Origin of the sequence: Paenibacillus thiaminolyticus (assembly GCF_007066085.1) — a bacterium.
Classification (GTDB): Bacteria; Bacillota; Bacilli; order Paenibacillales; family Paenibacillaceae; genus Paenibacillus_B; species Paenibacillus_B thiaminolyticus.
The window spans coordinates 2,049,697-2,065,313 of the sequence record NZ_CP041405.1 but is presented as its reverse complement, the minus strand read 5'-3'; the positions used below and the strand labels follow the sequence as shown (position 1 = coordinate 2,065,313).

Annotated in this window: 13 protein-coding genes; 7 read left to right on the top strand and 6 right to left on the bottom strand. The window is 56.6% G+C overall.

Features of this window, described 5'->3' with window-relative positions; all coding sequences use genetic code 11:
• Positions 1–203 precede the first annotated feature (203 nt).
• On the top strand, positions 204–782 hold the full coding sequence (locus FLT43_RS09305) for a DUF2199 domain-containing protein (protein ID WP_087445148.1): 579 nt from the start codon (positions 204–206) through the stop codon (positions 780–782).
• 70 nt (positions 783–852) lie between these two features.
• On the opposite strand, the gene FLT43_RS09300 is transcribed toward FLT43_RS09305, so the two are convergent.
• Positions 853–1,695: a DUF368 domain-containing protein gene (locus FLT43_RS09300; protein ID WP_087445149.1), complete on the bottom strand. Its 843-nt coding sequence runs from the start codon at positions 1,693–1,695 to the stop codon at positions 853–855.
• A 206-nt stretch (positions 1,696–1,901) separates the two neighbouring features.
• Between FLT43_RS09300 and FLT43_RS09295 the strand changes: the two genes are divergently transcribed.
• From FLT43_RS09295 to FLT43_RS09275, 5 genes are all read left to right on the top strand, one after another.
• Positions 1,902–3,473 (top strand): hypothetical protein, encoded by a 1,572-nt coding sequence (locus FLT43_RS09295; protein ID WP_087445150.1) that lies wholly within the window; start codon positions 1,902–1,904, stop codon positions 3,471–3,473.
• Positions 3,474–3,664: 191 nt separating this feature from the next.
• Positions 3,665–4,300 carry an FMN-dependent NADH-azoreductase gene (locus FLT43_RS09290; RefSeq protein WP_087445151.1) on the top strand — a complete coding sequence of 212 codons (636 nt, stop codon included), beginning with the start codon at positions 3,665–3,667 and terminating at the stop codon, positions 4,298–4,300.
• A gap of 166 nt (positions 4,301–4,466) precedes the next feature.
• Complete coding sequence (locus tag FLT43_RS09285) at positions 4,467–4,892, top strand: cell wall hydrolase (RefSeq protein WP_087445152.1); 426 nt, start codon at positions 4,467–4,469, stop codon at positions 4,890–4,892.
• Between the two features lie 90 nt (positions 4,893–4,982).
• Positions 4,983–5,510, top strand: a complete 528-nt coding sequence (gene gerQ, locus FLT43_RS09280) for a spore coat protein GerQ (protein ID WP_373994939.1) — start codon at positions 4,983–4,985, stop codon at positions 5,508–5,510.
• A gap of 213 nt (positions 5,511–5,723) precedes the next feature.
• Positions 5,724–6,548 (top strand): aldo/keto reductase, encoded by an 825-nt coding sequence (locus tag FLT43_RS09275; protein WP_087445153.1) that lies wholly within the window; start codon positions 5,724–5,726, stop codon positions 6,546–6,548.
• Positions 6,549–6,656: 108 nt separating this feature from the next.
• Here FLT43_RS09275 and FLT43_RS09270 read toward each other — a convergent pair whose 3' ends face one another.
• On the bottom strand, positions 6,657–7,289 hold the full coding sequence (locus FLT43_RS09270; protein ID WP_244194402.1) for a TetR/AcrR family transcriptional regulator: 633 nt from the start codon (positions 7,287–7,289) through the stop codon (positions 6,657–6,659).
• Between the two features lie 175 nt (positions 7,290–7,464).
• On the opposite strand from FLT43_RS09270, the gene FLT43_RS09265 reads away from it, so the two are divergent.
• Positions 7,465–9,123 (top strand): MFS transporter, encoded by a 1,659-nt coding sequence (locus FLT43_RS09265; protein ID WP_087445154.1) that lies wholly within the window; start codon positions 7,465–7,467, stop codon positions 9,121–9,123.
• A gap of 63 nt (positions 9,124–9,186) precedes the next feature.
• Here FLT43_RS09265 and FLT43_RS09260 read toward each other — a convergent pair whose 3' ends face one another.
• The 4 genes from FLT43_RS09260 to FLT43_RS09245 all read right to left on the bottom strand — a co-directional run bounded on the left by FLT43_RS09260 (position 9,187) and on the right by FLT43_RS09245 (position 15,604).
• The gene (locus FLT43_RS09260; RefSeq protein WP_087445155.1) at positions 9,187–9,855 is read right to left on the bottom strand and encodes a 3'-5' exonuclease; all 669 of its coding nucleotides are present in this window, start codon (positions 9,853–9,855) and stop codon (positions 9,187–9,189) included.
• A gap of 194 nt (positions 9,856–10,049) precedes the next feature.
• On the bottom strand, positions 10,050–12,239 hold the full coding sequence (locus FLT43_RS09255) for an alpha-galactosidase (RefSeq protein WP_087445156.1): 2,190 nt from the start codon (positions 12,237–12,239) through the stop codon (positions 10,050–10,052).
• Positions 12,240–12,356: 117 nt separating this feature from the next.
• Positions 12,357–13,862 carry a helix-turn-helix domain-containing protein gene (locus FLT43_RS09250; protein WP_087445157.1) on the bottom strand — a complete coding sequence of 502 codons (1,506 nt, stop codon included), beginning with the start codon at positions 13,860–13,862 and terminating at the stop codon, positions 12,357–12,359.
• Positions 13,859–15,604, bottom strand: coding sequence for a sensor histidine kinase (locus FLT43_RS09245; RefSeq protein ID WP_087445158.1), 1,746 nt, complete (start codon positions 15,602–15,604; stop codon positions 13,859–13,861). Before FLT43_RS09245 ends, FLT43_RS09250 begins: the two co-directional genes overlap by 4 nt.
• Positions 15,605–15,617: the final 13 nt, after the last annotated feature.

Genomic DNA, 15,617 nt, shown 5'->3' with positions numbered 1-15,617 from the left:
CTAATAGCGAATCTGAGCGATGATAAAAATAGTGTTGGTATTCATGTACACCAGCGTTGATAGGCTTGATTTTTAAAATAAATCGACATAGTTCGACATTATGGTGTTGATTTTTGTTGTTTTTTGTTACAAAATGTTCACAATCTCCCTCTTTCAATCTTCCAAATTCTGCGTAAATTATTAGTGGAGGGAGAGATACAGAGATGAGAATGATTGATGATGTGAACGGTAACTCGAGTTTGCCTGGCGCCGGGAGGAGAAGGCGCCATCGCATCCGGCTGCGCAAGCCGGAGAAGAAGCCCGCTTACGGGGTATATACGGATTGTTCGGCTCCATTCTATGTGACGGAGATCGAGCCTTGGGAGCGGGAGGAGCGCTGCCGCTTCATGGGCGGCGAGATCGTCATGGACGGCCGTTATCATTATGTGCGCGGAAGGCTGCGCGTCCCGTACGGCAATGGCCGCGGACATATCCGCTGGGAAGTATGGGTGGAGATCCGCCCCGATGACGCCGCAGGCTCATCCAAGTTCGAGCGCGGGACACACCCGATCGGGAATGCGCCAATAGAAGGGCGGTTGTCTTCCGCGATTCCCGGCTATCCGGATACGTTGACGCTGGCTGTCAGCGTGCATGGTCAGAGCAGAGGATCCTTGCCCGAGGTCCGCATTCAAGACATGGAGCATCTCCTGGGCAGAGAACAGCGGGAAGGGGTAACCTTCCAGCGGTGGCTGGACCTTCGCCCGCTGCATGCGGAATATCATCACTACACCGACGCGCAATAATATCACATCATCTACGATCGACTTCATATATGCGGAAGAAGGCACTGGCCGTGGCGGCCGGTGCCTTCTGTTATTGGACGGTGAGTTTTGGTTCTATTTTTTGCGTCGGGCGCTGCCCCAGAAGGAATGCCGCGGCGAATCCGGCTGCCAGCGTAACGATGCTGATGATGAGCGTCATCGCCGATCCGTTCAATCCCGGGTATACGACGACGAGCGAGCCAACGACCATCCCGAGGACTAGTGCATACATCACGGCCGGGAAGCGGGCGAGGAGCATGCGGATGAACTTGCTGCTGACGATAAAGCCGACGATGACGCCGCTCCCGATGATGGCGATCAACGGTATATCGAGGGTGGAGAGCGCATGAATCGCGGTCGGATAGGCGCCGAGCAGCAGCAGCACGAAGGAGCCGCTGATGCCCGGCAGAATCATGGCCATGCTTCCGAGCCATCCCGCCATAAATAAGAACACGCCGGAAGATGCGGTCAATTCAATAACCGGAGCCTGTCCATCGGGCCGGAGGAAAGCGGTGGCCGCTACGGCTGCCCCTGCGGCAATCGCCAATAGGTAATGGACGGCGTTGAAGGATCGGGAGGCGTCCGCTTCTTTCCACAGAAAAGGCAGTATGCCGACAATTAATCCCATAAAGAAAAAGAACGTCGGCTGGGGATGCTCTGCCAACAGCCATTTCATCAGGCGGCTGAGCAGCAGCAGCGATCCTCCGACCCCGATCCCCAGCGGAATGAGAAAGCCTACATGCTTTTTCCATTCCCTGCTGAAGAACCCGCTTATGGCGGCGATCAGGCGCTCGTACATCCCGAGGACGATAGCGATTGTTCCGCCGCTGACACCAGGAATGAGATCGCTGGCGCCAATTAGAATTCCACGAAAGATATTTTTCCACTCGAACATTGATAAGCTCCTTTACATATCGATAAGTCCAAAAACAAGCCATATCCATTGTACAATCAATTGCCGCGAGAGTCCAAAGGCTCACTTTGTCATGCAGCAACAATTTAAAAAGGAAAATGCATAAACCTCCTGCCTGTCTATCCATAATAATGGCGAGTGCTGAGCGCAGGTTCGGCCCATTTCATATCCTACAAGGAGGCTAAGGCATGACTTTTCAACCATTACGACCTCAAAGTCAGGCGCCGTCATCCGGAGCCGGTATGTCCGGCGGCATCGTGGCGAGCACGTACAGCGGCAACAGCTCCGGCCCATCGGGCAGCACGGCGAATCAAGGCGCATACAGCAGTTTCAGCGGTCAAGGAAGCTATGCGCCAACGAGCAGCCATGGTATGGCTGGCAGCGGTATGTCCGGCGGCATCGTGGCAAGCACGTATAGCGGCAACAGCTCCGGTCCGTCCGGCAGCACGGCGAATCAAGGCGCGTACAGCAGCTTCAGCGGTCAAGGAAGCTATGCGCCGACGAGCAGCTACGGTATGGCTGGCAGCGGTATGTCCGGCGGCATCGTGGCAAGCACGTATAGCGGCAATAGCTCCGGCCCGTCCGGCAGCACGGCGAATCAAGGCGCATACAGCAGCTTCAGCGGTCAAGGAAGCTATGCGCCGACGAGCAGCTACGGTATGGCTGGCAGCGGTATGTCCGGCGGCATCGTGGCAAGCACGTATAGCGGCAATAGCTCCGGCCCGTCCGGCAGCACGGCGAATCAAGGCGCATACAGCAGCTTCAGCGGTCAAGGACACTATGCGCCAATGAGCAGCACTGGCATGGCTGGCAGCGGTCTATCCGGCGGCATCGTAGCGAGCACGTACAGCGGGAACAACTCTGGCCCATCGGGCAGCACGGCGAACGAAGGCGCGTACAACCGCTTCAGCAGTCAAGGAATGCATGCGCCATCGAGCGGCTACGGCATGTCCGGCGGCATTGCAAGCGGGCTTCAATCCAACTATGGAGCTTACCAACCAAGCGGCTTACATAGCTATGGAGCCCCATCGTTTGCAAGCCAATCGTTCCAGCCTAGCGGTCAAGTGCACAGCATTACGGCACAAACTCACGGCGCGCAGCACAATGTAGTGCCAAGCAACTTCCAGCCAAGCGGTCAAACTCAAAGCATTACGGCACAAACGCATGGCGCACAGCAAAATGTAGTGCCAAGCAACTTCCAGCCAAGCGGTCAAACGCAAAGCATTACGGCACAAACGCATGGCGCACAGCAAAATGTAGTGCCAAGCAACTTCCAGCCAAGCGGCCAAGTGCAAAGCATTACGGCACAAACGCATGGCGCGCAGCAAAATGTAGTGCCAAGCAACTTCCAGCCAAGCGGCCAAGTGCAAAGCATTACGGCACAAACGCATGGCGCACAGCAAAATGTAGTGCCAAGCAACTTCCAGCCAAGCGGTCAAACTCAAAGCATTACGGCACAAACGCATGGCGCACAGCAAAATGTAGTGCCAAGCAACTTCCAGCCAAGCGGCCAAGTGCAAAGCATTACGGCACAAACGCATGGCGCGCAGCAAAATGTAGTGCCAAGCAACTTCCAGCCAAGCGGCCAAGTGCAAAGCATTACGGCACAAACGCATGGCGCGCAGCAAAATGTAGTGCCAAGCAACTTCCAGCCAAGCGGCCAAACGCAAAGCATCACTTCGTCGTTGTCCTCCAGCGCTTCTGCTTCCAGCACGGCGGACCTGGTGCGAAGCGTTCAGTCCGAGAATCAATTGGGGTAATAACACGGCGGCTCTCTAGGGCCGCCTTTCTATTTTCAAATACGTAATAAAAATATAGCTTGACATTCGTAAGTAACATTCGTTATTATACTTACATAAAGTAAGTTCATGTTATTTAATGAGCGACAGTGCTGAGTCAACATCAACAACTCGATCATTGATAGCAAATTTAACACAGAGGTGAAAGAAGAATGAAAAAAGTATTGGTTGTTAATTCCAATCCAAAACCGACGGAAATGTCCTATGGACTCCGCCTGGGCGAACATTATTTGGCTGCGCTGCAAGCGAAGGGTGACGTTGCTATCGAACGCGTTAACCTGTATGAAGATACGATTCCTCTCATTGACGGCAGCGTGCTGGATAGCTGGGGCAAAGCTGCGAATGGCGAAGCGCTGACTCCGCAGCAAACGGAAGTGCTCGGCCGCATGAACGAGATTCTGGAGCAATTCCTTGCTGCCGACTTGATCGTATTCATTACGCCAATGTGGAACCTGAGCTATCCAACGATGCTGAAAGCATATGTCGATAACGTAATTATTGCTGGCCGTACGTTCAAATATACGGCAGAAGGCCCTCAAGGCCTGCTGCAAGGCAAACGCGTCGTGCATATCGAAGCGCGCGGAGGCTTCTATTCCGAAGGACCGGCTCAGGCGTTCCAGTTCGCGAATTCGTATCTGAAGGCGGTTATGGGATTCATCGGAATTACGGAATATGAGAACATTGTCGTGGAAGGCATGAACGCCGTTCCGGACCGTGCCGAAGAATTGCTGGAGAACGCCAAGCGCGTGGCAGAAGAAAGCGTAGCACGTTTGTACGCTTCCGTGTAACGATTACAACCGATTTGTATCCGGATCTTAGGATTCATAGTGGTCATACCAGACCGGCTCTTGCGAGAGCCGGTTTTTTCTGCTTCCCCGTCATTATCCGCTGTCACCAAATAGGCGCCTGCACATATGATAAGGATATCGAAAGAAAGGAGGGGAGCGGACGAAGATGGCGGTCATCAAGGCAAACTCCGGAGACGTAAGGCTGCTGGCTCAGCTGTTGCGGGCAGAAGCGGAAGGGGAAGGAGAGCTCGGTATGCTGATGGTTGGCAATGTCGGAGTGAATCGTGTTTTAGTGGACTGTCTTGATTTTACTGACGTGCGGAATGTGAGGGACATGGTCTTTCAGAGCCCGGGAGGATTCGAGTCGACACAGAAAAGTTATTTCTATCAAAGGCCGCGTGAGTCCGAAATCCGACTGGCCAGACGGGCAATCAACGGGGAGCGTACCTGGCCGGCTACTTACGCGCTGTGGTTCTTCCGTCCGGAGGGAGAATGCCCGGGAACCTGGTACAATCAGCCGAATTCCGGGCGGTTCAAGGCCCATTGCTTCTTTGCCCCGTCTGGCGACGATTGTCCGGATGTGTACCGGTAAGTCTCCATCCTGCAGAAGCTGTTCAGCATGACCATCGCTTGTAACACAACAAATAAAAAGCCGTAAAGGCTGATAAGGAGAGAGTGCAAGATGAGCTACAGCTATTCTACGTATGGATCTTCCAACCCAATGGCGTATCAGCCGCAATCTTGGGGCGGATCTTGGGGTGGATCGAAATGTATGGCCCCTCCGACCCCGACCCCGTACATGGCTGCCCCGGGGACAACCGGGTACATGATGCCGCAGCAGGTGCCGCAGCAGGTGCAGGGCGCTGCCGTTCCGCCGCCGATGCCAAGCGGCAGCCCGATGACGCCGACCGGAACGGTCGTGCCGAGGCCGCCCCAGTTGTTCGAGCAGTCCTACATCGAAAACATTTTCCGGCTGAACTTGGGCAAAATCGGCACCTTCTACATGACCTACGAGAACAACTCCCAATGGAACGCGAAGGTGTTCCGCGGCAGGCTGGAGGCAGCGGGACGCGATCATATCATCATCAGCGACCCGAATACAGGGCAGCGCATCGTTATGCTGATGGTCAATTTCGATTATGCGACCTTCGATGAGCCGTTGAACTATCAATATCCGGGCTTCACGCCACGCGTGGAGGATGAGGCGTAATCGTGAGTCCAGGCCGCTTCCAATGGATGCGGCTATTCTTCTGCGCAGGCTTGTCCGGGGGTCAGGCAGGACGGATCGGTGGAATGCGGCGCCGTTCGGGGAATCGGCAGCGGCGTTTGATTTGGGGCGCGAAATGGGGCTATACTAGATAGAGAGAGCGCCATCGCGCAGTATCTGCAGAAATCATTTTTACGAAATGAGGAGGTTGTTAACGTGATCGTTACTTTGAATAATGGTGTGCGCATGCCGCAGCTTGGCCTGGGAGTATGGCGCGTAGAAGAAGGGCAGCAAGTCAAAGAATCGGTCAAGACGGCGCTGGAGACTGGCTACCGCCTCATTGATACGGCAGCGATCTATCAGAATGAAGAAGGCGTAGGCGAGGGAATGCGCGAGTCCGGCGTGAAGCGCGAAGATATTTTCCTGACGACCAAAGTATGGAATTCCGATCAAGGCTACGACGAGACGCTGCGGGCGTTCGATGCCAGTCTGAACAAGCTGGGCACTGACTATGTCGACCTGTATCTGATTCATTGGCCGGTGCCTGCGAACGATAAGTATGTCGATACATACAAAGCGTTGGAAAAATTGTATGCCGACGGCCGCGTGCGGGCGATTGGCGTATCGAACTTCCATATTCCGCATCTGGAGCGGATTTTGCAGGAGTGCAGCGTGAAGCCGGCCGTCAACCAGGTGGAATGCCACCCGCGCCTGGCTCAGAACGAGCTGCGGGAATTCTGCGCGCGCAACGAGATTATGTTGGAGGCCTGGAGCCCGCTCATGCAGGGCGGCGATATTTTGACGAACGATACGATCGGGGCGATTGCGGGCCGGCATGGGAAGACGCCTGCACAGACGGTGATTCGCTGGCATTTGCAGAAGGGCAACATTGTCATTCCGAAATCGGTCACCCCATCGCGCATCCGGGAAAACTTCGACGTATTCAACTTCGAGCTTACGGAAGAAGAAATGGCCGATATCAACGGATTGAATCAGGATAAGCGCGTTGGTCCGAATCCGGACGAATTCAATAACGCGTAAAGATAGCTGAAATATGCGGGACATCCGTCCCGGAGACAAGGAACCGTCCGGCTGATGCAGGGCGGTTCTTGCTGTGCCCGGAGAACGTGTAACGGGAACGGGCAAGCCCTACTCCTTCACGCCGAGCAAATAAGCCGCAATCATGTCGATGGTCTCGGCCTTGATCCGCTCGGGCGAGACGGGCAGCGCGGAGAACACGATCGTGTCCACGAGCCTGTCCAGCGTCTCGAATACGATAAACGATGCCGCTTCGATATCCGTCACGCGCAATTGGTCCCGTGTCAGATTCAAATACTCCAATGTAAGCCTCCGGCCTATCTCGTACTGCTCATCCATCAACTGCTTAATTTCCGTATCGGATTGATACATGACTTCCAGTTCATTGTGGAATTCAGTATAGACCTCGTGGCTTCGAATCAGGCTGTCCACGACATGGGCAATGCCCGGCCGCACACCGCTGTTCTGTAAATCGACTTCCTCCAACGAGGCATGGAACATGTCCATAAAATGTTGATTATACCGCTTCAGCGCTTCTACGAACACTTCCCGCTTGTCGGCAAAGTACGCATAAAAGCTGCCTGTCGACACGCCGGCTGCCGCCGCAATCTGCTTCGTATTCGTCTGATGAAAGCCTTTCTCGGAGAAGAGGCGCATCGATGCCTGCAAAATCGCTTCTCTCGTTCGTATGCTCCGCTCCTGACTCGGTGTGCGGGTGGTCTGCTTCCCCTTGCTCACACTCACGAAGCCGCTCCCTCCTTCATGGTAACGATTGTAGTTGATTGTAGAGGAAGTGTCCCGCTCTGTCAATGAAATGTGAACTCAAGTTCAAATTTATCGTTGACAAACATGAACTAAAGTTCATATAATTCAAAAAGTGAACTATAGTTCATATTTGAAGCAAAGGAGTGGAAGGCGGATGAATCTTGCTCTACGAAGAACGGTTTCTTTTATTGCGATTATTCTCGGATTTTTTATCGCCTTGCTCGACACGACTATCGTCAATGTCGCGCTGCCAGAGATGACGCGGTATTTCGGCGGGTCAGTCGGGCAAATATCATGGGTAGTGAACGGATATAATCTTGCGTTCGCCGTCTTCATCATGACGGCGGCCCGCTTGGCCGACCAATTCGGAAGGAAGAAAGTATTTCTGGCGGGGGTGCTGCTGTTCACGCTGGCCTCGCTGTTCGCCGGACTTGCGCCGAACGCGGGGATGCTGATTGCGATGCGGGTCGTTCAAGGCTTGGCGGGAGCCATTATCGTGCCGGTGACAGTGCCGATGGCGATGAATCTGTTCCCGAAGGAGATGCATGGCATGATCATTGGCATCTGGGGCGCGATCTCGGGCTTGGCTGCCGCCAGCGGGCCGGCGCTTGGCGGAATTTTGACGGAGAAGCTGAATTGGCAGTGGATCTTCTATGTGAATGTGCCGCTTGGCATCGTCTGCATGTTATTGACGCTTGTCTTCATTAAGGAGTCCTATGACCCGACTTCCGGCCGGCGCATCGACTATGCCGGGACGCTCGCTATCACCGCTGCGATGTTCTGTCTTACGTACGGCCTGATCCAAGTGAATGAGTATGGTTGGGATTCTCTGCAGATTGTGCTGCTGCTCGGCGGGGGAGGCTTGCTGCTGGCGCTCTTTTTTGTCGCGGAGTGGAAGGGGAAGGAACCGATGCTGCCGCTTAGCATGCTTCGAATCAGGGCGTTCAACGGGGCGGCGATTACGATGCTTATCGTCGGCGCCGGATTGATGATGATTTTTTTCTTAACGTCGTTCTTCCTGACGCGAATGATGGAGATGTCCGAGCTGCGGGCCGGCCTCTTGCTGTCGGTCGTCGCCTTGGGCTCGATGCTCTCTTCATCAGTCGTAGGACCGCTGTCCAATCGCTTCGGCAGCCGCTTGTTCGCGGTGGCGGGGCTTACGATGATGGGGGCAGCCGCCTATTGGCTTGGCAGTCTGGAGCCCCAGTCGACCGAGATGGACGTCGTGGCCCGGCTGGCGTTGGCAGGATTCGGGATGGGGATGACGATCGTGCCGGTCATGGCCTCCTCTGTTCGCCATGTGCCGGAAGAGAAGGTCGGCATATCGTCCGGGGTCGTCAATATGACCAAAGCGCTGGGCAGTGCGCTCGGCGTCGCTTTGATCGTCACGATGTTGCAGTCCAATATGACGGAGGAATTGGAAGGGGCGCGGATGCTCGCGGCCGATACGCTGCGAGCGGACACGGTGCTCGATGACGCACTCAAGGAGCAGCTGTCGGAGAAGCTGGCAGCTCCCGCTCCGGCCGCGAACATGGCATCGCCGAAGCTGTCAGCCGAGACGGCGCTTGCCGGGATCGAGGAGCAGGCGGCACGCGCCGCCGCCGAGCTTCCGCCGGAGCAGCGGAAGGTCTTCGCGGAGCATCTGGACGGCCAGATGCAGGAAGTGAAGCGGCTGCTGGGACAGGTGGAGGATGACTACCGGGGAGCGGCAACCCGTGCCTTCAGCCGTACCTTCGTCATCTCCTGCTGGCTGCTCCTGTTGGGCATTCCGTTCGCCTGGATCAGCGACAAGCGGCGTGCAAGGAGCAGATAGCAGGGCGGGGGCGGAACAGTCCCGTTACGCCGCCAAGTACTCGTTCGGACGCCCGTACCCGGCTCACTCCTTCGGAAGCTGCAGCCGGGCGAGCGCCGCGAACGGGTTCGCGTCCGTATCGTCTTCCGGCTCGTCCCGATAGACCACCGCGCTCTCGTAGCTCGGATGCTCCTGAACTTCATTCCGTTGAAGCTGAATATGATCGATCATATGGATATAGATGAGCGCTGTATTGTATGCGTCATCGAGCGCCCGGTGCTGCGTGCCGACGAACGGAACCTGTAGCGTGTCCAGCGCCGTCTTCAGTCCGACCTGCTGGTGGCTTCCCCGGTTCATGACCTGAGACACCGGCTTCTGCAAATTGTTGTGATTGCGCAGCCAGTGGAGCGGGATGCGCTTCATGCGGCATTCCTTGAGGAATTGGGCTTTGTCGTCCGGTCCCCAGGAGCAGAGCGCGTAATCCTCGGTATCGATCCAGGCGACGAATTGATCCAGCACATCCTGAAGGACGGGAGAAGCGTTGACGTCTTCCTGGCGGATGCCCGTGAACTTGACCGTATCCAGCGACAGCTTGGGGGAGAGCGTCGGCTTGACGAAGGCTTGGAACGTGTCGACGATCGCGGCCTTGCCGTCCTGCTCCGCCACTTTTACCGCACCGATCTCGATAATCTCCGCGAATTCTCCTTTTTTGCGCTTAACGGTCATTTCCAGGTCATAGATGATGGCTAACATGGGCTTACTCCTGTTCTGTTCATTTAGTCTCTCTGTATTTTACCATAAAAGACAAGACAGGTTGGAAGGAACTACTTGGATGGGTGGGACAAATGGAAAGAAGCGGCCCAAAGGGAAGGAACCGGCCTTAACGGAAGGAGGGCCAAACGGAACCGCCGCCTTTGCCGTTGAGGGCAAAGACGGCGAACTATCACTTACACAGCGGTAAAACGGTACAGGATGCTGCAGAAATCATGCTCCATCTGCGGCACATGAATTCCTGCGTACATGAGTTCATCACCGCCGTAAATGCGGCCGGTCTGTTCCAAGCGGTACATCGCATCCGGACATAGACCTCGCAGCTTGATGCGGCCGATCGCCGGGTTGGGTTCGGCGAGCACGCGGAAATGGCCGAGCAGCGCCTCCTTGCGATCCGCGGAGACGAACATCCATGCCGTCACGGGGCTCGTGAACGGACTGGAGAGGCGGTACATGTCCCCATGCTGCACGAGGGCGCGCACCGATTTGTAGAATGCCACCTGCTCCTTGACCTCGGTCTTCTCTGCCTCCGTGAACTTCGTCAGGTCGAGCTCATAGCCGAGGTTCCCCGACATGGCCACATGTCCTCTCATCTCCAGGGAGGCAATGCGCCCGATCTGATGGTTAGGGACGGCCGACACATGCGCCCCCATAGCGCTGACCGGATAGACGAGGCTGGTGCCGTATTGAATCTTGAGGCGCTCGATGGCATCGGTGTTGTCGCTTGTCCATGTCTGCGGCATGTAGAAGAGCATCCCCGGGTCGAAGCGGCCGCCGCCGCCGGAGCAGCTCTCGAACAGCACCTCCGGGAAGGCGGAGGTCACCTGCTCCATGACGCGGTATACGCCCAGCATGTAGCGGTGCGCCGTCTCCCGCTGCCGCTCGGGCGGCAGGGCGGCCGAGCCGATCTCGGTCATGTTGCGGTTCATATCCCATTTGACATAGGCGATCGGGGCACTCGACAAAATACCAGTGAGCATGTCCGCGACGGCGCGGCACACGTCCTCGCGGGAGAAATCCAGTATAAGCTGCGAGCGGGCCTGCGTCCGTCTCCGCTCGGGGACATGCAGGCACCAATCCGGATGGGCACGGTACAGCTCGCTGTCCGGGGAGATCATTTCCGGCTCGAACCAGAGGCCGAACTGAACCCCCTTCGCATTGACCCGATTCGCGACATCCGCCAGTCCGCCAGGCAGCTTCTCCGTGTTCACGAACCAGTCGCCCAGAGAGCTGCGGTCATCATTCCGCTTCCCGAACCAGCCGTCGTCCAGCACGAGCAGCTCGATTCCCAGTTCAGCGGCGCAGCCGGCCAACGCTTCGATTTTGCCGGCGGTGAAGTCGAAATAGGTGGCTTCCCAATTGTTGACGAGCACCGGCCGCTCCCGATCGCGGTATCGGCCGCGGCAGAGCCGGGTGCGGTACAGCCGGTGATAGGTCCGGGACATCCCGCCCAGCCCGGCGGCCGAATAGACCATGACCGCTTCCGGCGTCTGGAACGATTCGCCCGGCTCCAGCAGCCATTCGAAGTCGAACGGATTCAATCCCATCGATACGCGCGTCGAACGGAATTGATCGACTTCCGCCTGAGCCAGGAAGCTTCCGCTGTAGACGAGGCTGAAGCCGTACACTTCGCCGTGCTCTTCATCCGCTCCCCGCGCCAGCAGCGCCATGAACGGATTGTGCTGATGGCTGCTTGAACCGCGGCGGCTCTCGACCGATTGCATACCGGCCGCCAGCGGGTGCCGCTCGATATGGCGCTCGCGCGCCCAGGCGCCCGGCAAGCGGAGCAGGTCGAACTCCGCATGCGGGAAATCGACGCTCATGCTGAGCGCCCGCTGCAGTCTCATCGCTGCACCGCCGGCATTCCGGTAGCAGACGGAACGCGCAATGGCGTCATGCTCCGCGAATACGGTATACCGCAGTATCGCTTGCAGACCCGTGGCCGCATCCTCCAGCTCGATCTCGAGCGTCATCGCTTCTTCATCCGATTCGGCATAGGTCGCTGGCAGCCCTTCCAGAGCGGGCTTCCCGCTGACAATCGCATGGCGCCGGTACATCAGCTCGGACGCCGTCCCCCCATGGGCCTGCTGCGCTTCATAGGCGGGGTGGCGGAAATCCCCGCAGCCATACCCCGGCAGCTCTTGGGGGAGCGTATCGGGCGAGAACGAGCGGTCTAGCGGCTCCGGATTCGGATGGAACGAGCATCGCTCCACATAAGGGATTCGCTCCAGGGCGTGCAATCCTCTCAGCTTGCGCCCCCAATAGATATGGGCGAGATAGCCGCCCTTCACCACTTGCATCATGTAGCTTGTGTTCGGCGTCTGCAGGTGAAAGAGCTGCTCCGCCTCGTTGTAATCAATCTTCAACGTTATCCCTCCGTGACGTAAATGGCTTGTCCGCTTTTTCCATAAGGAACAGGAACAGGAATCCTGCCGGACACTGGCCGTCTTCTCGGTATTGCCATATTTTGTATGTCCTTGCGCTTACTGCAAATGTTGCCGCTTCCGCTTCTTCTTATATTCGGAGGGAGAGCATCCCTCGAATTCGAAAAAGCACTTCGTAAAGTGTCTTGTGCTGAAATAGCCGACTTGCTCGGCAACCTGCTGCACCTGCAGCGACGGGTCGGCCAGCAGCTGCTTCGCTCGCATCATACGCAGCCGCGTCACATATTTCACGAATGTCGTTCCGGTTGTCTGATGAAATAACGTGCTCAAATAATTGGGCGTGACATGAAAATCCCGCGCCAGCTCCGTTAACGTAATCTCGCTCGCATAATGCAGCTCCAAATAGGCGATGACCTGTTCGATCATCGTGGAGCCGCAATCCTTGGAAGCATGGTGCTGCAGCAGGCTGTCTCCAGCCTCGTGAAGATCTTCGAGCCAATTTTCGCTCCGAATGTCAATCCGCAGGTTCATCGTGACGGATACATACGCCTCAATCGATTGCGCGACGGACGGGGAGCAGGCGGGCACATGCTCCGCATGGAACAGCTGCCACAGCCGATCGGCGGTCTTCATATAGGACAAGTAGTGATGGCCCTGATAGGCCGCGTTCAGATCGAGCCACAGCCGGCTGAATTCGGCCAGACCGGCGGCGTGCGGCCCGATCAGCTGTTCCTTGCTCCAATGCCTGCCAATCCCTCTTGTGACGCGCAAGGGAGCGAACCGGGCACATTCGTTCAATTCATGCCGCAGATCCTGCAGCGAGGCGCATATTCCCGTAGAGAACAGCGTCACGGTCACGGCCGCCAACGGGCCGCTGCCTGTCTGCGCCTCTTGCTCCAGCTCCCGCAGCAGCCTGCGCATCGCGCGGCTTCCTTCCTGCTCCCGCTCCGGCAGCCAGGCGCCGATAAGAGCCATATGGCCATGCGGGAGAAGGAACAGCGCCGAATAGAAGGATTCGGACACGGCCGCTTCCATCTTCAGGCGCAGCCGGGAGAAGTACTGCTGATGGAAGGCTTTCTCCTGCTCCTTCAGGCTGCTGTCGATCGCGAACGAGATGCCCATATATTGCGCCTGCTCGATAAACGGATCGTGGCATGACAAGTGAGGATCGACCCAGCCCGAGAAGGCTGCGTTCAAGTTGCTCTCGAACTGCTTATGGAGCAGGCTCCGCTGCTCCCGCACGATCCCGGCGACCCGCAGCAGCGCCTGCTCCAATTCCTTGGAGCTGGACGGCTTCAGCAAGTAATCGGCCGCTCCCAGCTTGACCGATTCGCGTGCGCTGTCGAAGTCTGAGAATCCGGTCAAAATAATCCACTGCGTCGATGGGGAAAGAGCTTTCCCGATGCGCATCGCTTCCAGTCCGCCCATTTCCGGCATTCTCAGATCGAGCAGCACGATGTCGGGCTTGCCGTCCGGCAGCAGTTCGAGCAGATCCTCTCCGCTCTCCGCTTCCCCGCATATGTCGAACGGGTGCGGCATCTCCTGAATCATGCTCACCAGTGTCATGCGTACCAAATATTCATCATCGGCAATGAGAATCTTCATGCACTCACTTCTTCCTTGCGGATTTGAATCGTAATGCTCGTGCCCTCGTCTACCGCGCTCTGAACGGCAAAGGCTGCCGACGGATAGAGGAGGCGCAACCGTTCCTTCGTATTGGCCAGTCCGACCGCATTCGGCCGGACGGCTTCTTCATCGAAGCCCTTCCCGGTATCCTTCATCGCGATCGCGAGCCATGGCTCCCCGTCGACCGATACCTCCATGGCCTGCACTTGCAGGAAGGCCGGGCGCCTGAGCGGCTCGATGCCATGAATGATGGCGTTCTCAACGAGCGGCTGCAGCAGCAGCTTCGGGATCATGGCATCTCCGACGGCCTCGTCATGTTCGATACGGAACGTGAACTTGTTCCCGAAGCGCAGCTGCTGCAGCTCGCAATAGCGCTGCAAAAAAAGGAACTCCTCCCGAAGCGTGCTCTTGGGCCGGTCCTCCAGCGTATACCGCAGCATCCGGCTGAGCGAGACGATGGCTTCTTCGAGCACATCCCGCTTGTTCATCCGGTTCAGGCCGATAAATCCATTTAACGTATTGTAGAGAAAATGCGGCTGAATCTGCGACTGCAGCGCACGATATTCCGCTTCCTTCAACTGCAGCTTGGCGATATATTCGCGCTTGACCATGTCGCTGATTTGATCGGCCATCGTGTTATAGGCGAGCGACAGCTCATGAATTTCTCCCGTCCCGTTCCTCACCTCGATGCGCGACTGCCAGTCTCCGCGCCGAAACCGGTTCATCGCGGAGAGCAGCTTATGATACGGGTTGATGATCCAGTGCGACAGCAGCTTGAACAGCAGGAACGTCGCCGCGATTCCGGCAATGGCGAACAAGCCGCCGACGATATAGAACCAGCGGATATTGTTCATTAATTCCGTCTTGGACAGCAGCACGACGATGCTCCAGTCCGAGCTGTTCATCTGCTTGGCGATCTTGACATACGAGTCGCGCTCGCCCTGCACCATGTTGCCCGGCTGCACCGCTTGAAGCTGGATCTCCTCCGACAGCGGATGATTGGAGAAGATTAATTGATTGTCCTGGTCATAGATGCTGACAATCGAAGACACGTCGAATTCAATGTCCTTGACCAGATGATTGATAATGGATAGATCCGCGTCCGCCATCAGCACGGCCAACGGCTGCCGCGAGTCCGGATCCTGGATCAGCCGGGCGACGGAGAACGCATGCGATACGGTCGGGTTCGTCACGTAATAGCGCGGATGCGGACTAATGAAGACGGTCTTGCCGTCGGCCTCGACCGCCTTTTGGTACCAGGATTGAGTCCGGAAGGAATAATTTTCGGTAATCTGTCCTCCTTGCGAGGAGGGGAGCATATAGGTCGAACCGTCCAACGGCAGCAGCACGATGCCAAGAATATCGCTGCGCAGATTGCGCATCAAGTTCGGCAAGCCGTTGCGCAGCGCGCGTTCCGACAGCAGCTTCGTATAATCGTCCACGGTGCTGTAGCGGGAGCTCGCTTTTAATTTAAGCGCGTTCATCACCTCATCGCTCAAATAGGGGGTAATGGTCAGCCGCACCAGATCATCGAGATACGTTTCCATATTTTTCGACAGCGACTCCAAAATGGTCTCTGTCTGCTTCGAGGTCCGTTCGGTAATGACGTTGTAGAAATAGGAGGGCATCACATACACGATAACAACCATCGGAATCATCAGGATGATGAAGTACAGCACAAGCAGCTTGGACCGAAGCGAATGCAATTTCTGCGAAATCATGATGCCCTCCCCT